Origin of the sequence: Spirillospora sp. NPDC046719 (genome assembly GCF_040645715.1) — a bacterium.
In the GTDB taxonomy this organism is placed as follows: domain Bacteria; phylum Actinomycetota; class Actinomycetes; order Streptosporangiales; family Streptosporangiaceae; genus Spirillospora.
On record NZ_JBEYYT010000172.1, the window covers coordinates 1 to 18212 of the forward strand.

Below are 18212 nucleotides of genomic sequence, written 5' to 3' on the forward strand. Positions count from 1 at the left end.
CTGGCGCGGCGGCTGCGGCGGCCCGTCCCGTACGGTTTCGTCGCCGCCGGCGGCCCGGCTCTGGACGAGGTGGTCGCGCGGCAGCGGCGGCGCGGCGCCGGGCGCGTGGTCGTGGCGTCGTACCTGCTGGCGCCCGGCCGGTTCCTGGACCGGATGCGGGCGTGCGGCGCCGACGCGGTGACCGCGCCGATCGGGGCGCACGACGCGGCCGCGAGGCTGGTCCTGCGCCGCTATGACGAGGCGCGGTCGCGCATGGGCGAGCCCGCCGGCGTTCAGTGACGCGCCTGCTGGCGCAGCCGGGCCTCCGCCTCGACCTGCGGGGTGACGACCCGTTCGCGCGGCGCCGTCCCCCGGTAGGAGGCGCCGCCCGCGGGGGCATCGTCTGAGGGAGCCTCGTCGGGTGCCAGGTCGGCGAACCGGTCGTCGTGGTGGGCGAGGACCCGCAGCAGCATCTCCCGGAACAGCCGCCGCTCGTCCGGTGACAGGGGTTCGAACAGGACCTCGTTGAGGCGGCGGCGCGCCTGGAGGCTCTCCTCCAGGAAGCCGTGGCCGTCCTCGGTGGCCTCCAGCGCGTAGCGCCGCCGGTCCGCGGGGTCGCGGCGGCGCCGGACGTGGCCGGCCTCCTCCAGCGCGTCGACGATCCCGACCAGGTCGCCGGCGTCCATGCGCAGCCGCTCGGCGACGTCGCGCTGCGACAGCGGCCCGGACCGCGCCACGCACCACAGGACGAGCAGGTGCGGCATCCGGGGCTGGCCGGGGAACATCCGCGCCCCGGCGCGCCGGACGAGGCGCACCGTCTCGTACATCAGGTAGGTGGGCGAGTCGTACATCGGGTCGTCCTGGTCCTTCACGTCCCGCTCCTCGAGATCGCTGGAACGTCCTATCTCTCTTGACGTGAGAGATAGGCTACTCCTACCGTTGGAAAGCCCAAAATATGGGCGCATATCTCCATCGGAGGGGAGGCCCCATGCCCGGCGGGGGACCCGCCGTCGAGGTCGACGGCCTGATCAGGAAGTTCGGCGAGGTGGAGGCCGTCCGGGGGATCGGCTTCACCGTGGCCCCCGGGGAGATCTTCGGTTTCCTCGGCCCGAACGGCGCCGGCAAGTCCACCACGATCAACATGCTCTGCACGCTGCTGAAGCCGACCGCCGGCACGGCGCGGGTCGCCGGCTTCGACGTGGTGGCCGAGCGCGACAGCGTCCGCCGCAACATCGGCCTGGTCTTCCAGGACCCGACGCTCGACGGCTACCTGTCCGGCGAGCAGAACCTGCGCTTCCACGCCGAGCTGTACGGCGTGCCGCGCGGCGTGACCGGCGACCGCATCCGCCAGGTGCTGGAGATGGTGGGGCTCTGGGACCGGCGCGCCGACCTCGTGCAGACCTACTCCGGCGGCATGAAGCGCCGCCTGGAGATCGCGCGCGGCCTGCTGCACTCGCCGCGGGTGCTGTTCCTGGACGAGCCGACCGTCGGGCTGGACCCGCAGACCCGCGCGTCGATCTGGGACTACATCCGGCAGCTCAAGGACGCCGAAGAGATCACCATCTTCATGACCACCCACTACATGGACGAGGCCGAGTTCTGCGACCGCATCGCGATCATGGACTCGGGGCGGATCGTCGCGCTGGACACCCCCGAGGCGCTGAAGGCGGGCGTCGGCAAGGACCGGGTCCGCATCCAGACCGCCGACGACGAGGCCGCGATCGCCGCGCTCCGGGAGCGGTTCGGCCTGGAGGCCGGCATGTCGGAGGGCGCCGTCGCGTTCCCGGTGGCCTCCGGCGAGGCGTTCGTGCCGCGGCTGTTCGCCGAGCTGGGCGTCCCGATCCGGTCGGTGAGCGTGTCCCGGCCGTCGCTGGACGACGTCTTCATGTCCTTCACCGGCTCGACGATCCGCGACGCCGAGGCCGGCTCCACCGACAGGATGCGCGTCATGATGCGTGCGGCGAGGAGATGAGATGACGAGTTCGACGCGGGCGGGCTCGCCCGAGGCGGCGGCGCCGGTCGCGGACGTGGTGCGGGTCCGGGTGCCGGAGCCGGGGCTGCGGCAGGACGTGCGCGCGGTGAAGATCGTCCTGCACCGGGAGCTGATCCGGTTCTGGCGCGACAAGCTGCGGATGGTGTCGGGGCTGGTGCAGCCGGTGCTGTGGCTGCTGGTGATGGGCACCGGCCTGTCGAACCTGATGGCCAGCGGCGGCGCGCACGGCGACATCGACCTGAAGACGTTCATCTTCCCGGGCGTGTGCGCGATGTCGGTGATGTTCACCGCGATGTTCTCCGCCGGGTCGATCGTGTGGGACCGCGAGTTCGGGTTCCTGCGCGAGATGCTCGTCGCCCCGGTCAGCCGCAGCTCGATCGTGATCGGCAAGTGCATCGGCGGCGCGCTGGTCGCGACCCTGCAGGGCGCGGTGATCGTCGCGCTGGCCGGGCTCGCCGGGGTCCCCTACGACCCCGTCCTGATCCTGGAGCTGCTGGGGCTGATGTTCCTCGGCGCGTTCGCGCTGACCGGGTTCGGCGTGATGATGGCCGCCCGGATCAAGCAGATGCAGTCGTTCTTCGGCCTCATGCAGATGGCGATGATGCCGATGATGTTCCTGTCCGGCGCGCTGTACCCGCTGAACGGCCTGCCCGCGTGGCTGACCGTGCTCACCCGGTTCAACCCGCTGACCTACGCCGTCGACCCGTTGCGGCAGGCGGTCTTCTCCCACCTGGACCTGACGCCGGCGCTGCGCCGCACCTTCGACCCCGGCGTCACCTGGAACGGGTGGGTCGTCCCGGTCTGGCTGGAGATCCTCATCGTGCTGGCCATGGGCTTCGGGCTGATGGGCGTCGCGATCATCGAGTTCCGCCACTCCGACTGACCGGCGCGCCGCCCGGACACCAACGGAAAACACCGCCGTCACCGTGCGTGATGCACCATACTGAGCCCGGCCACGGAGTGGATTCGGTCGGATGCGAAGGGTGATGGTGGACAGGTTGAACGGGCATCGGACGATGATGCGGGGGACGGCGGCGGCCGCCGCCGTCCTCGCGGCGCTGGCGGTCCCGGCGGTCACAGAGCGCCCCGCGCGGGCGGCGGACCGGACCGGAGCGGCGGCGGATCGCGCGGCCGGCGCGGCGGACGGCGCGCACCGGGGGCTGCGGATCACGCGGTTCCTGGGGGAGAGGCGGCTGCCGCACCTGATGAAGTTCCAGGGCACGACGGTCGGCGGCCTGTCGGGCATCGACCGGGACCCGCGCACCGGCGACTGGTACATGATCTCCGACGACCGGTGGCGGTACGACCCGGCCCGCTTCTACACCGGGCGCGTGGACATCGATCCGCGGACGGGCCGGTTCGGCGGCGTGCGGATCAGCGGGGTCAGCACGCTGACCGGCCCGGACGGCGGGCCCTACCCGGGGTTCGGCAAGCCCCGCTCGGTCGACCCCGAGTCGATCCGCTACGACCCGGGCCGCCGCCGGGTGCTGTGGGGCAACGAGGGCGACCGGCCCGACGAGACGCACCGGGTGCCGCTCGCGCCGCTGACCGTCCAGTGGGCGGGCCGCGACGGCCGGTATCGCGGCCTGCTGCCGCTGCCGGCGGACCTGCGGCTCACCACCGGCCACCACGGGCCGCGCCGCAACTTCGGGATGGAGGCGCTGGCGATCGCGCCGCACACCATCGCCGGGATGATCGAGGGGCCGCGCTACGAGGACGGCCCGCTGCCGACGGTGCGGCACGGCGCCGCGACCCGGCTGACGCTGTGGAGCCCGCGCGGGAAGGTGCGGGCGCAGTACGCCTACCAGGTGGACCGGCTGCCCGCCGCGCCGGTCCCGGCGGGCGGCGTCGCCGACAGCGGCGTGTCGGAGATCCTGGCGATCGACGACCACCGCTACCTGGCGCTGGAGCGGTCGTGGCTGCAGGGGGTCGGCTACAAGGTCAAGCTGTACGAGTTCGACGTCCGCGGCGCGACGAACGTCCTCGCGCGGGGGAGCCTCGCGCAGGGCGGGGGGTACCGGCCGGTCCGCAAGCACCTGGTCGCCGATCTCGGCCGGTACGCCTCCCCGACGCAGAACCTGGAGGGGATGGGCTGGGGGCCGGAGCTGAGGTCGGGGGAGCGGACGCTGGTGGTGTGCTCCGACGACAACTTCGACGCCCAGGAGGTCACCGAGTTCCTGGCGTTCGCGGTCCGGGGCCGCTGAGCGCCGGACCGGACCCATACCTCGGACGAACGGCGACGCCCGCCGGATCACGGATGATCCGGCGGGCGCCGGTGTCGTGCGGGACGGTGCGTCAGACGGCGAAGTCCAGCAGCGGGCGGGCGTTGCTGGGGTGCCGCAGCTTGGACAGCGACTCCTTCTCCAGCTGCCGGATCCGCTCGCGGGTCAGCCCCATCGCCTTGCCGATCTCGTCGAGCGTGCGGGGCGTCCCGTCGTACAGCCCGAACCGCATCGCCATGATCTTGGCCTCGCGGGGCGACAGGATGTCCAGCGTGCGGCGCAGCTGGTCGGCCATCAGCTGGCGGTCGACCAGCTCGGAGGCCTCGGGGCTGTCGGTGTCCTCGATGAGGTCGCCGATGCGGGTCTCGCCGTCCTCGCCGATGGTGGAGTCCAGGCTGATCGGCTGGCGGCTGGTGCGCAGCAGCTCGCGGACCTGCTCGGGGCTCTTGTCGAGCTCGACGGCCAGCTCCTCGGGGGTGGGCTCGCGGCCGAGCCGCTGGTGCATGTCGCGCTCGACCCGGCTGAGCTTGCTCAGCATCTCCAGGACGTGCACGGGCAGCCGGATGGTGCGGGCCGAGTCGGCGAAGCCGCGCTGGATCGCCTGGCGGATCCACCACATCGCGTAGGTGGAGAACTTGTAGCCCTTGGAGTAGTCGAACTTCTCCACGGCGCGGATCAGGCCGAGGTTGCCCTCCTGGACGACGTCCAGCAGTGACAGGCCGCGGTCGGAGTACTTCTTGGCGACCGACACCACGAGCCGGAGGTTGGCCTCCAGCATGTGGGCCTTGGCGCGGCGCCCGTCGGCGGCGATCCACTCCAGGTCGGCGCGCATCCGCGGGGTGAGCTTCTCGGTCTCCAGCTTGTGCTCGGCGTACAGGCCGGCCTCGATGCGCTTGGCGAGCTCGACCTCCTGCTCGGCGGTGAGCAGCTGCCGGCGGCCGATGGCCTTGAGGTAGGTGTGCACCGAGTCGCCCATGCCGGTCGACTGGTCGTCCAGGTCGGTGGGGGAGTCGGCGGCCTCGACCTCGGTGACCTCGAAGCCCTCTTCGGGGACGTCGGCGTCGCCGGTGCCGGGCCGCGGGGCGTCGTCGGCGGCGGTCTTGGCGGTCTTGCGGGTCCGCCCGCCGGCCGTCTTGCCGCCGGTCGTCTTGGCGGCGCCCTTGCGGGCGGCGGCCTTCTTGGCGCCCGGGGTGGCCTGGGCGGTGTCGCCGCCGTCGTGGTCGGCGGCCGCGGCCATCTTGCGGACGGTGTCGGGCTCCCCGGCCAGGCTGATCCCGGCCTCCGACAGCTCGCGCAGGATCGAGCGGCCCTGCGCCGGGCTGAGGCCGGCGCTCTCGAAGGCCCCCCTCACCTCGTCGAGCGAGAGGCGCCCTTGGGCGCGGCCGCGCTTCAGGAGGTCGTCGAGTGCGGGGCTCGCCGACTCCGTGAGCGGGGTCTCGATAGCGCTTCGCGGCATGGGGGCACCCCTCTCCCTTCGGTGTGTGGATGCGGCGCGGATTGTCGTTCGCTGCAGGCGCACGCATATACGGGAACGTCGCGCGGAGGGCCGGTTGTTCCCGGTCCGGCCGGATGGGCGCTCCCGGAGGGATCGCGAGGGGGGCGATCCGGTCCTTCGTGGTGCCCGTTCGGGGGCGTTTCATGCCGTCCTACCCCGCGAATCGTGACCTTACTTCGTAAAGGCGCCGGGCGGTGGCGCTGTGACCAACGCCACTAGACCTCCGGGCTCTTCGGCCGCAGCGTCCGCCCGTACCGGGCGATCACGCGTTCCCGCAGCTCGGGGTCGTCGCGGGGGACCGGTTCGAGGAAGACCTCGTCGATCTCCTCGTGGGCGTCGCGCAGCTCGCGCGCCATCCGGACGCAGGCGCGCTCGACGTCGGCGGCGGTGAGCGCGTCGCGGAAGTCCAGGCGCGCGCAGACCAGCACCCGGTCGGCGCCGACCGTCATCGTGATGATGTCGACGACCCACTCCACCTCGGGCGCGGCGTACAGCCGGGCGCGGACGTCGTCGACGATCCGCGGATCGGCCTGGTTGCCGATCAGCAGGTTGAGGTTGATCCGGCCGAGGACGAGCGCGACGACCGTGAGCAGCACCCCGATGAGGACCGACCCGATGCCGTCCCAGACCGCGGAGCCGGTGGCCTGGTGCAGGCCGAGCCCGCCGAAGGCCAGGAGCAGTCCGACGAGCGCGGCGGAGTCCTCGAGCAGGACGCTGATCGCGGTGGGCTCGTCGGTGCGGCGGATGTAGGCGAAGAACGGCAGCGACTCCTCGCGGGCCGCGGCGCGGGTCTGCCGGAGGGCCTGCTGCCAGGAGATCCCCTCCAGGACGAACGCCACCGCCAGCACGACGTACCCGACCAGCGGGTCGGCCTCGGCGCCCGAGCGGGCCCCGATGAGCGTCTCGAACCCCTGGTAGTAGGAGAACAGCGCGCCCATGCCGAAGATCGCGACGGCGACGAGCAGCGTCCAGATGTAGCGCTCCTTGCCGTACCCGAACGGGTGGCGGCGGTCGGCGGGGCGGCCGCTGCGGCGCAGCCCGACCATGAGCAGGATCTCGTTGAAGGTGTCGGCGACCGAGTGCGCGGCCTCGGCGGCCATCGACGCCGAGCCGGTGATCAGCGCGGCGATGATCTTGGCGACGGCGATGCCGAGGTTGGCCAGGAGCGCCAGGAGGACGGTCAGACCGCTCTCGTTCTCCGGTTCCTCGCGCTGTCCGCCCATGCCGCTCGTCCTCCCCCGATCGCCGCCGTGCCATGCGCCCCGCGCGCCCCGCGCGGTACGGATATCACCCCGGGGTGCGCAGGCGGGCGCGGTCGGGCTTGCCGGAGGCCAGCAGCGGGATCGCGTCGACGAGCTCCAGCTCGCGGGGCGCGGCGCAGGCGGGCATCGTCTCGCGGACGAAGGCGCGCAGCTCGGGCAGGCCGGGCGCGTCGGCGGCGGGCACCACGACGGCGGTGACGCGCTCGCCCCATTCGGGGTCGGGGCGTCCCACCACGACCACGTCGCGGACCTTGGGGTGCCTCGACAGCGCGGTGGCGATCTCGCCGGCGAGGACTTTCTCGCCGCCGGTGTTGATGACGTCGTCGACCCGGCCGCGGACGCGGAGCCGGCCGTCCTCGTCCAGGGCGCCGAGGTCCTGGGTGACGAACCACTCGCCGTCGCGGACCGCGGCGGTCTGCTCGGGGCGCAGCCGGTAGCCGCTGAACAGCGACGGCCCGGCGAGGCGGATCCGGCCGTCGGCGCCGAGCCCGGCGCGCATGCCGTCCAGGGGCGTGCCGTCGTACACGCAGCCGCCGCAGGTCTCGCTCATGCCGTAGGTGGTGAAGACACGGCCGCCGCGCTCGCGGGCCTCGGCGAGCAGTCCGGGCGCGGCGGCGGCGCCGCCGAGGACGATCGCGCCGAGCCGGGACAGGTCGGTGCCGGCGTCGAGCAGGCGGCGCAGCTGCGTGGGGACCAGGGAGATGTGCACGGGTCCCGCGGCGGCGACGGCGGCGGTGTCGAAGCGGGGCGTGATGATCGGGTCGGTGCCGGCGAGCAGGGACCGGACGAGGACCTGGACGCCGGAGATGTGGCTGGTGGGCACGCAGCACAGCCAGCGGTCGCCGGGCGCGGCCTCGATGCGGGCGAGGGTGCCGGCGGCGGAGTGGCGCAGCGCGGCGGCCGTCAGCTCGACGAACTTGGGGGCGCCGGTGGAGCCGGACGTGGCGATCAGCACGGCGGTGCCGTCGGCGGGCGGGGCGTGCTCGCCCACGGCGCGGTAGGGGGTGAGGCCGTCCTCGGTCTCGACGGCGTCGGGGGCCAGCGCCTCCAGCATCGCCTCCAGCGCCGGCGCGGGAAGCTCGGGGGAGAGGGGGCAGACGGCGGGGCCGCCGTCGAGGGCGGCGGCGAGCGTCCGGAACAGCCGGGGCCCGGGCGGCAGTACGACGGCGTGGAGGCGGCGATCCATGATCTCATCAGGGTAGGCGACCCCGCTGAACGCGTTCAAACCGCGGGGCGGTTGAATGGGCTCGACCCGGATCGACGCGGGCCCCGACGGGAGAGGAACACATGGTCTCGGAGCTGTTCGACGCGGACGCCTGGAAAGAGGTCGAGGGGTTCGGCTTCACCGACATCACCTACCACCGGGCCGTGGACCAGGGCACCGTCCGGATCGCGTTCGACCGGCCCGAGGTGCGCAACGCGTTCCGCCCGCACACGGTCGACGAGCTGTACCGGGCGCTGGACCACGCCCGGATGTCGTCCGACGTCGGCTGCGTGCTGCTGACCGGCAACGGGCCGTCGCCCAAGGACGGCGGGTGGGCGTTCTGCTCGGGCGGCGACCAGCGCATCCGCGGCAAGGACGGCTACAAGTACGCCGAGGGCGAGACGGCCGAGACGATCGACCCGGCGCGGGCGGGCCGGCTGCACATCCTGGAGGTGCAGCGGCTGATCCGGTTCATGGGCAAGGTCGTGATCTGCGTGGTGCCGGGCTGGGCCGCGGGCGGTGGGCACAGCCTGCACGTGGTGTGCGACCTCACCCTGGCCAGCCGCGAGCACGCCCGGTTCAAGCAGACCGACGCGGACGTGGCGAGCTTCGACGGCGGTTTCGGGTCGGCGTACCTGGCGCGGCAGGTCGGGCAGAAGTTCGCGCGGGAGATCTTCTTCCTCGGCGACACCTACGACGCCGAGGCCGCGCACCGGATGGGCATGGTGAACGCGGTCGTCCCGCACGCCGAGCTGGAGGCGACGGCGCTGGAGTGGGCCCGCAAGATCAACGGTAAGAGCCCGACGGCGCAGCGGATGCTGAAGTACGCGTTCAACCTCATCGACGACGGGCTGGTGGGCCAGCAGGTGTTCGCCGGCGAGGCGACGCGGCTGGCCTACGGCACCGACGAGGCCGCGGAGGGACGCGACGCGTTCCTGGAGAAGCGCGACCCCGACTGGTCGCGCCACCCGTGGTACTACTAAGGGTCCGGCTCACGACGTGGTCCGGAATAGCGTGATTCGGTAGGCAGGTCAGGGGGTCAGCGGGTGCGGGTCTTCGCCATCCCGATGCGGACGCGGTTCCGCGGTGTGACGCGGCGGGAGGGCGTGCTGTTCCAGGGCCCCGCCGGGTGGGGGGAGTTCTCGCCGTTCGCCGACTACGGGCCGGCCGAGTGCGCCCGCTGGCTGGCGGCCGCGCGGGAGGCCGCGCACGAGGGCTGGCCCGCCCCGGTCCGCGACCGGATCCCGGTGAACGTGACGATCCCGGCGGTCGGCCCCGACCGGGCGTTCGAGATGACGAAGGCGTCCGGCTGCCGGACCGCGAAGGTGAAGGTCGCCGAGCGCGGCCAGGACGACGCCGACGACTTCGCGCGGGTCGAGGCCGTCCGCGACGCGATCGGGCCGGACGGCCGGGTGCGCATCGACGTGAACGGCGGCTGGGACGTCGACCACGCGGCGCGGATGATCCGGTCGCTGGACCGGTGGGAGCTGGAGTACGCCGAGCAGCCGTGCGCGACGCTGGACGAGCTGGCGCGGGTGCGGCGGATGGTGGACGTGCCGATCGCGGCGGACGAGTCGATCCGCCGCGCCGAGGACCCGCTGAAGGTCCGGGCGGCGGGGGCCGCGGACGTGGCGGTGCTGAAGGTGCAGCCGCTCGGCGGCGTGCGGGCGGCCCTGGAGGTCGCGGAGGCGTGCGGGCTGCCGGTGGTGGTGTCGAGCGCGGTGGAGACGTCGGTGGGGCTGGCGGCGGGCGTGGCGCTGGCCGCCGCGCTGCCGGAGCTGCCGTACGCGTGCGGGCTCGGGACGCTGTCGCTGATGGACGGCGACGTCGTGCGGGATCCGCTGGGGGAGCGCGGCGGGGAGATCGAGGTGCGCCGGCCGGTGGTGGACGAGGAGGCGCTGCGGCGGTTCGCGGCGCCGCCCGATCTGGAGGACGCCTGGCGGCGCCGCGCGGCGGACGCGCAGGCGTTCCTGCCGGGCCCGCCGATGGTCGAGGTGGGCCGGTGAACCCGGCGACCGCGCTGGCGACGGTCCTGGTCGACGAGCTGCTGCGGTGCGGGATGACCGACGCGGTGCTGGCGCCGGGGTCGCGGTCGGCGCCGCTGGCGCTGGCGCTGCACGCCGCGGAGGAGGCCGGCCGGGTCCGGCTGCACGTGCGGATCGACGAGCGGTCGGCGTCGTTCCTCGGGCTGGGGCTGGCGAAGCGGTCGGGGCGTCCGGTGGCGCTGGTGTGCACGTCGGGGACGGCGGCGGCGAACTTCCATCCGGCGGTGGTGGAGGCGCACGAGTCGGGCGTGCCGCTGATCGTGCTCACCGCGGACCGTCCGCCGGAGCTGCGCGACACCGGCGCGAACCAGACGATCGACCAGGTGAAGCTGTACGGGACGGCGGCGCGGTGGAGCACCGAGGTCGGCGTGCCGGAGAACCGTCCGGGGATGGTGGCGTACTGGCGGTCGCTGGTGAGCCGGGCGTGGGGGCTGGCGCAGGCGCCGGTGCCGGGTCCGGTGCATCTGAACGCGGCGTTCCGCGAGCCGCTGATCCCGGACGGGGACGAGTCGTGGTGCGAGCCGCTGGACGGCGACGCGACCGGGGCGTGGACGAAGGTGCGGGCGGCGACGCCCGGGTCGGTGCTGCACGTCCCGCCGACGCGGCGCGGCGTGCTGGTGGTCGGTGACGGCGCGGTCAACGTCAAGCGGTACGTGGCGGCGGCGTCGATGGCGGGGTGGCCGGTGCTGTCGGAGCCGAACGGGAACGCCCGGTACGGCGACCACGCGCTGACCTCGCACCATTTCCTGCTGGGGATCCCGGAGTTCGTGGAGCGTCACCGCCCCGAGGTGGTGGTGACGCTGGGCAAGCCGGGGCTGTCGCGGCCGCTGCTGTCGCTGATGCGGCGGGCCGAGGAGCACATCGTGCTGGCCCCGGACCTCGCGCACTGGCCGGACCCGGTGCGGTCGGCGACGCAGGTGGCGCCGGAGATCGAGATCCCGGTGGTGTCGGGCGACGACGCGTGGCTGAAGTCGTGGCGGTCGGCGGACCTGGTCGCGGCGGCGGCGGTGGACGCGGTGCTGGACGGCGTCCCGGAGGTGAGCGAGCCGCGGCTGGCGCGGGACCTGGTGGCGGCGATGCCGGGCGGGTCGCTGCTGTTCACGGCGGCGAGCATGCCGATCCGCGACCTGGACCAGGTGATGCGGCCGCGGCGCGGCATCCGGATCATGGCGAGCCGGGGGGCCAGCGGGATCGACGGGCTGGTGTCGACGGCGATCGGGGCGGCGCTGGCGCACAGCGGCCGCTCGTACGCGCTGCTGGGGGACCTGGCGTTCCTGCACGACCAGAACGGCCTGGTCATCGGGCCGCACGACCGCCGTCCGGACCTGGCGATCGTGGTGGTGAACAACCAGGGCGGCGGCATCTTCTCGCTGCTGCCGCAGGCGGCGCTGGCGGGCCCGTTCGAGCGGGTCTTCGGCACGCCGCACCAGGTGGACCTGGAAGCGGTGGCGGCGGCGCACGGCGTCCCGTACCGGCGGCTGGAGGCGGCGGCGGACGTGCCGAAGGCGATGGCGGGGGAGGGGCTGCGGATCGTGGAGGCCCGTACGGACCGGGAAGCGAACGCGGTGCTGCACGCGGAGATGCGCAAGGCGGCGCACGCCGCCGTCCGGGAACTGTTCGGCTGAGACACCCGAGGGAGGGGCCGGCGCACGCCGACCCCTCCCTTCGATGTTTCAACCCTCAATTTACAATGTAAAGGCACCGGGCGGGTTGCATCCCCTCTGCACGAAAAGCAAAAAAGCCATCGCCGAAAGAGAAGGGGCCTTAGCAGGTCATTCGGCGGTGGCGTGCTCCGGGTCCTCGGGGATGGACAGAGTCGGGGTCGGTGCCGGTGTAGCGGTTGGCTGCGGTTCGAGGGTGGGGCGGGCGCGCAGGCAGCGGACCATCTCCTCGGCATAGGGGAGGGCGCCGAAGACGCCCATCGCGGTCAGCAGCGCGATCCGGGTCCGGCGGGACAGCGGGTCACGGCGTTTCAGCCGGAGGCGGAAGTCGGGGCGGCCGTCCTGGCCGACGAGGGCGCGCGCCTGGTCCCAGTACAGGACGGTCAGGAAGCCGGTGGCCATCAGCGGGACGACCTCCAGCAGGCTGTGGATGTGCTGCTCCAGCGGGGTGACGCGGCGGCGCTCCTCGGCGTAGCTGACGTCCCAGTACGCGGTGGCGCCGTGGACGGCGAGGGCGCCGGCGCAGGTGGCCAGCACGCCGGGGTTGACCTCGCAGAACAGGCCCAGGGCGACGGGGACGCCGGCCTCGGTCATCATCAGCGAGTGGATCATGGATTCGCGGGCGCCGGCGGTGGTCTCGATGTGCGTCCTGCGGTGCCGGTGCCAGTCGGCGAGGCCGGCGCCGAGCCAGAGCGGCAGCACGCCGCCGATGAGCCAGCGGCGGGTGGCGGTCTCGACGCCGAGGGCGCGGCGGACGTCGCGGGGCCGGACGGTGGGGTCGGCGAGGGCGCGCAGGGCGGCGATGTGCGGTGAGCGCAGTTTCATCGGCGTTGCCTCCGGGTTGGTGTCGGGTGTTCCCGGCGCTACCCGTGAGGTGCGGGCGTACACGTGCGCCGCACCGCTCGCGAGCCGGTCGCGACGGAGCGGCGGTGCGGTGGTGCGTGCGGTGGGGCCGGTCAGCCGAGGAGGCGGTCGCGGAGGGCGTCGGTGTCCTCGCCGGTCCAGCCGTGGCCGGCGAGCCAGCCCTCGGTGCCGCCGAACTCCTCGTCGATGCGGGCGAGGAGCTTCTCCATGATGGCGGCGTGGGGGACGTGGGTGTCGGCGGGACGGGAGTCCAGGTCGGCGGCGTAGGTGTCGCTGTTGCGCAGGCGTCCGAGGACGGCGTCGATGCGGTCGCCGGTCATGGCGTAGTCGGCGACGATCGCTTCGCGGGTGACGCCGGCGAGGTCGAGGGCGAGGGCGCAGACGACGCCGGTGCGGTCCTTTCCGGCGGCGCAGTGGACGAGGGCGGAGCCGTCGGTGCGGGTCATGACGCGCAGGGCGGCGGCGATGTTGTCGCCGCGGTCGCGCAGGTAGCCGAGGTAGTGGCCGGTGGAGCGGTCGAGCTCGGTGCCTCCGGCGTCGCGGTCCTGCCAGGGGAGCGCCTTGTCGACGTCGGCGCGGTCAGGGGTGTCGGCGCTGACGTCGGTGCGGCGGCCGCCCTCGGGGAACAGCGACAGGTGGTGCAGGGTGACGGAGGGGACGCGGGCGAGGGGGCCGGGGCCTTCGAGGCGGACCTCGGCGTCGCTGCGCAGGTCGATGACGTTCTTGAGGTGGTACTCGTCGAGCAGGATCCGGACGTCGGTGACGGTGAGGTCCTGGAGGTTGTCCGAGCGCAGGACGCGGCCGCGCCGGGTGGTGCCTCCGTCGGCCGTGGGGAGACCGCCGAGGTCTCGGGCGTTGACGGCACCGTCCAGGTCGATCCACCGCGTCGGTTCGCTCATGACTTCTGACCCTATATGGACGGGATGTTCCGTCTTCGATGCAGGGTCGGCGTCGTGGGTGGTCGCGGGCTCGTCCGGGTGGTCCGCGGGGGCGACGGCGGATGGGGGCACCGGGACCTAGGAGCCAGGGCGGGGTTGGCTCCGCAGCGTGGCGACCGCTCGGTGATCGTCTCCGTAGCTTCGGGTCAGTCAGCGCACCGACGATCCGATGGAGGCCCCGATGACCGCGACCCTCGACGCCCCGCCCGCCCGGGCGGCCGGCAGTGATTTCGCTCCGCTGGCGCGGCAGGTCCGCGCGAGCGGGCTGCTGGACCGGCGTCCCGGCTACTACGCGCGGGCGATCGGGCTGAACCTCGCGGCGACGGCGGCGGTGTGGGCGGCGGTCGCGTGGGCGGGGGCGAGCTGGTGGGCGGTGCTGCTGGGGATTCCGCTGGCGGTGCTGTCGGCGCGGACGGCGTTCCTGGGGCATGACGCGGGGCATCGGCAGATCGCGCGGTCGGCGCGGGCGAACCGGCTGCTGGGGCTGGTGCTGGGGAACCTGCTGCTGGGGATGGGGCAGGGGTGGTGGAGCGACAAGCACAACCGGCATCACGCCAATCCGAACCATGTCGGCAAGGACCCGGACGTGGGGGAGGGGGTCCTGGCGTGGACGGAGCAGCAGGCGGCGCGGCAGCGGGGGCTGCTGCGGTGGGTGGCGCGGCACCAGGCGGGGTTGTTCTTCCCGTTGCTGACGCTGGAGGGGCTGAACCTGAAGGTGGGCAGCGTGCTGTACCTGCGGGGGAGGTCGCGGCGGGAGCGGCTGGTCGAGGGCGGGCTGCTGGCGTTGCACGCGGTGGGGTACCTGTCGCTGGCGTTCACGCTGCTGTCGCCGGGGAAGGCGGTCGTGCTGATGGTGCTGCACCATGCGCTGTTCGGGGTGCATCTGGGGGCGGTGTTCGCGCCGAACCACAAGGGGATGGCGATGCCGGAGCCGGGTGAGCGGTGGGGGCATCTGCGCCGGCAGGTGCTGACGTCGCGGAACGTGCGGGGCGGTGTGGTGGTGGACTGGCTGATGGGTGGCTTGAACTACCAGATCGAGCACCATCTGTTCCCGGGGATTCCGCGGTGCAGTCTGCGGCGGGTGCAGCCGCTGGTGCGGGCGCATTGCGCGGCGGTGGGGCTGCCGTTCACGGAGACGGGGCTGGTGGAGTCGTACCGGCAGGCGCTGGCGCACATGCGGTCGGTGGGGGAGCCGCTGCGGTCGTAGGATTGCGGGCGTCATGCCCGAAGGACATACCCTCCATCGTCTGGCCGCCGAGCACCGTCGGGTGTTCGGCGGCCGTCCCGTCGCCGCCGAGAGCCCGCAGGGCCGGTTCGCGGCGGGTGCGGCCGAGATCGACGGTCGCGTGCTGAGCGCCGCTGAGGCGTACGGGAAGCATCTGCTGCTGGAGTTCGACGACGATCGCGTTCTGCACGTCCATTTGGGGATCTATGGGACGTGGCGGTTCGGCGGGTTGCCGGTGCCGGAGCCGCAGGGGGCGGTGCGGTTGCGGTTGTCGGGTGCGGGCGGGTACGCGGATCTGCGCGGTCCGAACGCGTGCGAGCTGCTGGAGCGGGGTGAGGTGAAGCTGCTGGTGGATCGGCTGGGGCCGGATCCGTTGCGGGCGGACGCGGATCCGGGGCGGGCGTGGGCGCGGATCTCGCGGCGCCGGACGAGCATCGCGGCGCTGCTGATGGATCAGTCGGTGGTGGCGGGGCCGGGGAACATCTACCGGGCGGAGGTGCTGTTCCGGCAGGGGATCGATCCGATGCTGCCGGGTCGGGCGCTGTCGGAGGGGCAGTGGTCGGCGATCTGGGCGGATCTGGTGGCGCTGATGGCGGAGGGGGTGCGGTCGGGGCGGATCGACACGGTGCGTCCGGAGCACATGCCGGAGGCGATGGGGCGTCCGCCGCGGGTGGACGATCATGGTGGTGAGGTGTACGTGTACCGGCGGGCGGGGGCGCCGTGCCTGGTGTGCGGGTCGGTGGTGGCGTCGGCGGAGCTGGCGGCGCGGAATCTGTTCTGGTGTCCGGGGTGCCAGCCTGCGGCGCGGTGAGGCTGGTCGGGTGTGGTGGTGCGGGTGTCAGTGCAGGTAGTGGTCGGCGAGGGCGCGGGCGGTGTCGGCCATCATGGCGCGCAGTGGGGGTGGGTCGAGCACTTCGACGTCGGCGCCGAGTTTGAGGAATTCGACGTGGGCGTGGCGGAGTGATTCGACGGGGAGGGTGACGGTGGTCCAGCCGGTGGGGTCGGGTGGGCCGGCGTTGTCGTGGACGGCGCGTGCCATGACGGGCGGCAGGAGGACGGCGGCGCGTTGGAGGCCGTCGGGGGAGAGGCGGACGGTGGCCTGGTCGGGGTAGGAGTCGGCTTCGAAGCGGGTGGCGTAGGCGTCCCAGTAGGCGGCGAGGTCGAAGCCGGGTGGGCGTTCGAAGTGCTCGGGGAGGGGCTGGAGGGTGAGGATCTTGGAGACGCGGTAGGTGCGCGGTGCCGCGTGCGCCGGTGCGGTGTCGTGCTGTTGGGTGCGGGCGATGAGGTACCAGGTGCCGGCCTTGAGGACGACGCCGATCGGTTCGAGGACGCGTTCGACCTGCTGGGGGCGGGCCCAGCGGCGGTACAGGACGCGGATGCGCTGCTGGTTCCAGACGGCGTCGGCGACGGGCTGCAGGTGGGGGACGTCGTCGGGGGCGCGGAACCAGCCGGGGGCGTCGAGGTGGAAGCGTTCGCGGATGCGTGCGGCGCGGGAGCGCAGGTCGGGTGGGAGGGCCGCCATGAGTTTGAGTTCGGCGGCGGCGACGACGTCGCCGAGGCCGAGTTGGGAGGCGGGGCCGGGCATGCCGGACAGGAAGAGGGATTCGGCTTCGCCGGTGGTGAGTCCGGTGAGGCGGGTGCGGTAGCCCTCCAGGAGGCGGTAGCCGCCGTCGGGGCCGCGGTCGGCGTAGACGGGGACGCCGGCGGCGGACAGTGATTCGACGTCGCGGTAGACGGTGCGGACCGATACTTCGAGTTCGTCGGCGAGGTCGCGGGCGGTCATGCGGCCGCGGGTCTGCAGCAGCAGGAGCAGGGACAGCAGGCGGGACGCGCGCACGTGACCAGTGTGGCGTGGCGGGCGGGGTGCGGGTGGTGCGGGTCAGCCCTGCAGGGCGTACTGCATGGCGCGGAACTTGGTGCGGGCTTCGGCGAGTTCGGCGGCGGGGTCGGAGTCGGCGACGATGCCGCAGCCGGCGAACAGGCGGGCGCGGGTGCCGTCGAGCTGGGCGCAGCGCAGGGCGATGCCCCATTCGCCGTCGCCGCGGGCGTCGACCCAGCCGACGGGGCCGGCGTAGCGGCCGCGGTCCATGCCCTCGAGTTCGCGGATGAGGTCCATGGCGATGTCGGTGGGGGTGCCGCAGACGGCGGGGGTGGGGTGGAGCGCGGCGACGACGTCGAGGACGGAGCGGTCGGCGGCGAGGCGGCCGCGCAGGGGGGAGGCGAGGTGGTGGAGGTTGGGGAGGGTGAGCAGTTCGGGTTCGGCGGGGACGTGGAGGCGGGCGCACAGGGGGTCGAGGGCGTCGCGGACCATGTCGGCGGCGTAGCGGTGCTCTTCGCGGTCCTTGGCGGAGGCGAAGAGGCGGGCGGCACGGTCGCGGTCGTCGTCGGGGGTGTCGCCGCGGGCGGTGGTGCCGGCGAGGACGAGGGATTCGATGTCGCCGCCGGTGCGGCGGATGAGCAGTTCGGGGGTGGCGCCGACGAGGCCGGCGCAGGAGAAGGTGTAGCAGCCGGGGAACCGGTCGGCGAGGCGGCGCAGCAGGACGCGGGCGTCGATGGGGGCGTCGGCGTGGACGGTGAGGTCGCGGGCGAGGACGACCTTGCCGAGGGCGCCGCCGCGGATGCGCTGGACGGCGGTGGCGACGGCGTCGCCCCAGGCGTGCGCGGGCATGGCTCCGTCGCCCCAGGTGAGGCCGGTGGGGGCCTGGGGTTCGTGGACGAGGGAGAGGGGGTCGGCGTCGTCGCCGATGGTGGTGAGCCAGGCGCGGCCGTCGCGGCGGCCGAGGACGCGGCGCGGGACGATGAGGACCGAGTCGGGGGATTTGGGGTCGAAGGCGAATCCGCCGAAGGCGACGGGGCCGGTGCCGGGCAGGGCGACGGGGTCGTCGATGTCGGCGGCGCCGAACAGTTCGCGCAGGAGGGCGGCCGCGGTGGTGAAGCGGTCCTCGCCGCCGGGCAGGGTGATGCGGGCGGCTTCGCCCCAGCCGACGATGCCTTCGCCGTGGCGGATCCAGGCCAGGGCGGAGGGGTGCGGAAGTCTCGAGACGAGGTCGCCGGGGTCGGCGACCGGGGCGGTGCGGACGACGAGGCGGTCCGGTGCTGTCACGGCGAGCTTCACGCAAGCCACTGTACGGCAGAATTGAACCTGTTCAAACAGGCGGGGCGGCGGCGTCCGGTGAGGTGTGCGCCACATCGCGGCGGGCGCTCACGGCCTGCACATGCCCGTTCCGCCCGGGCCCATGCATCGCGGCCCGCGTGCTCCCCTGTGCGCCTCTGCGGTGGCTTCCGGTGGGCGGTTCCTGTGCGTCCGCCCCCGTGCCGTGGAGC

At 73.5% G+C, this 18212-nt stretch carries 17 protein-coding genes; 9 read left to right on the top strand and 8 right to left on the bottom strand.

What is annotated here, in order from left to right:
- Positions 1-279: CbiX/SirB N-terminal domain-containing protein (locus ABZ914_RS26780; protein WP_500196573.1), on the top strand; the 279-nt coding region annotated here is incomplete at its 5' end.
- On the opposite strand, the gene ABZ914_RS26785 is transcribed toward ABZ914_RS26780, so the two are convergent.
- Positions 273-851, bottom strand: a complete 579-nt coding sequence (locus tag ABZ914_RS26785) for a MarR family winged helix-turn-helix transcriptional regulator (protein WP_500196575.1) — start codon at positions 849-851, stop codon at positions 273-275. The two genes, ABZ914_RS26780 and ABZ914_RS26785, sit on opposite strands and share 7 nt — an antisense overlap.
- A gap of 116 nt (positions 852-967) precedes the next feature.
- Between ABZ914_RS26785 and ABZ914_RS26790 the strand changes: the two genes are divergently transcribed.
- The 3 genes from ABZ914_RS26790 (at position 968) to ABZ914_RS26800 (ending at position 4176) form a co-directional block, all read left to right on the top strand.
- Positions 968-1951 carry an ATP-binding cassette domain-containing protein gene (locus tag ABZ914_RS26790; RefSeq protein ID WP_500196577.1) on the top strand — a complete coding sequence of 328 codons (984 nt, stop codon included), beginning with the start codon at positions 968-970 and terminating at the stop codon, positions 1949-1951.
- Position 1952: 1 nt separating this feature from the next.
- Positions 1953-2855: an ABC transporter permease gene (locus ABZ914_RS26795; protein WP_500196578.1), complete on the top strand. Its 903-nt coding sequence runs from the start codon at positions 1953-1955 to the stop codon at positions 2853-2855.
- 91 nt (positions 2856-2946) lie between these two features.
- The gene (locus ABZ914_RS26800; protein ID WP_500196580.1) at positions 2947-4176 is read left to right on the top strand and encodes an esterase-like activity of phytase family protein; all 1230 of its coding nucleotides are present in this window, start codon (positions 2947-2949) and stop codon (positions 4174-4176) included.
- Positions 4177-4267: 91 nt separating this feature from the next.
- Here the strand turns inward: ABZ914_RS26800 and ABZ914_RS26805 are convergent, their stop codons facing one another.
- The 3 genes from ABZ914_RS26805 to ABZ914_RS26815 form a co-directional block, all read right to left on the bottom strand.
- On the bottom strand, positions 4268-5650 hold the full coding sequence (locus ABZ914_RS26805; RefSeq protein WP_500196582.1) for an RNA polymerase sigma factor: 1383 nt from the start codon (positions 5648-5650) through the stop codon (positions 4268-4270).
- A gap of 254 nt (positions 5651-5904) precedes the next feature.
- The gene (locus ABZ914_RS26810) at positions 5905-6912 is read right to left on the bottom strand and encodes a cation diffusion facilitator family transporter (RefSeq protein WP_500196584.1); all 1008 of its coding nucleotides are present in this window, start codon (positions 6910-6912) and stop codon (positions 5905-5907) included.
- A 64-nt stretch (positions 6913-6976) separates the two neighbouring features.
- On the bottom strand, positions 6977-8137 hold the full coding sequence (locus ABZ914_RS26815) for a class I adenylate-forming enzyme family protein (RefSeq protein ID WP_500196585.1): 1161 nt from the start codon (positions 8135-8137) through the stop codon (positions 6977-6979).
- A gap of 101 nt (positions 8138-8238) precedes the next feature.
- Here ABZ914_RS26815 and ABZ914_RS26820 point away from each other — a divergent pair, with 101 nt between their 5' ends.
- The 3 genes from ABZ914_RS26820 to menD all read left to right on the top strand — a co-directional run bounded on the left by ABZ914_RS26820 (position 8239) and on the right by menD (position 11825).
- Entirely contained in the window at positions 8239-9138 is a 900-nt protein-coding gene (locus ABZ914_RS26820; RefSeq protein ID WP_500196586.1) for a 1,4-dihydroxy-2-naphthoyl-CoA synthase, read from the top strand.
- An 84-nt stretch (positions 9139-9222) separates the two neighbouring features.
- Complete coding sequence (locus ABZ914_RS26825) at positions 9223-10161, top strand: o-succinylbenzoate synthase (protein ID WP_500196599.1); 939 nt, start codon at positions 9223-9225, stop codon at positions 10159-10161.
- Positions 10158-11825, top strand: coding sequence for a 2-succinyl-5-enolpyruvyl-6-hydroxy-3-cyclohexene-1-carboxylic-acid synthase (gene menD, locus ABZ914_RS26830; RefSeq protein WP_500196588.1), 1668 nt, complete (start codon positions 10158-10160; stop codon positions 11823-11825). The genes ABZ914_RS26825 and menD overlap by 4 nt, the downstream gene beginning before the upstream one ends.
- A 147-nt stretch (positions 11826-11972) precedes the next feature.
- On the opposite strand, the gene ABZ914_RS26835 is transcribed toward menD, so the two are convergent.
- Positions 11973-12686, bottom strand: a complete 714-nt coding sequence (locus tag ABZ914_RS26835; protein WP_500196590.1) for a diguanylate cyclase — start codon at positions 12684-12686, stop codon at positions 11973-11975.
- 131 nt (positions 12687-12817) lie between these two features.
- Positions 12818-13624, bottom strand: coding sequence for a tyrosine-protein phosphatase (locus ABZ914_RS26840; RefSeq protein ID WP_500196592.1), 807 nt, complete (start codon positions 13622-13624; stop codon positions 12818-12820).
- A gap of 220 nt (positions 13625-13844) precedes the next feature.
- On the opposite strand from ABZ914_RS26840, the gene ABZ914_RS26845 reads away from it, so the two are divergent.
- Positions 13845-14870, top strand: coding sequence for a fatty acid desaturase family protein (locus ABZ914_RS26845; protein WP_500196593.1), 1026 nt, complete (start codon positions 13845-13847; stop codon positions 14868-14870).
- A gap of 13 nt (positions 14871-14883) precedes the next feature.
- A complete protein-coding gene (locus tag ABZ914_RS26850; protein WP_500196595.1) occupies positions 14884-15699 on the top strand; it encodes an Fpg/Nei family DNA glycosylase in 816 nt (271 codons plus the stop codon).
- A gap of 27 nt (positions 15700-15726) precedes the next feature.
- On the opposite strand, the gene ABZ914_RS26855 is transcribed toward ABZ914_RS26850, so the two are convergent.
- Positions 15727-16725, bottom strand: a complete 999-nt coding sequence (locus tag ABZ914_RS26855) for a helix-turn-helix transcriptional regulator (protein ID WP_500196597.1) — start codon at positions 16723-16725, stop codon at positions 15727-15729.
- A 42-nt stretch (positions 16726-16767) separates the two neighbouring features.
- On the bottom strand, positions 16768-18003 hold the full coding sequence (locus ABZ914_RS26860) for an isochorismate synthase (protein ID WP_433135537.1): 1236 nt from the start codon (positions 18001-18003) through the stop codon (positions 16768-16770).
- Between the last annotated feature and the right edge of the window lie 209 nt (positions 18004-18212).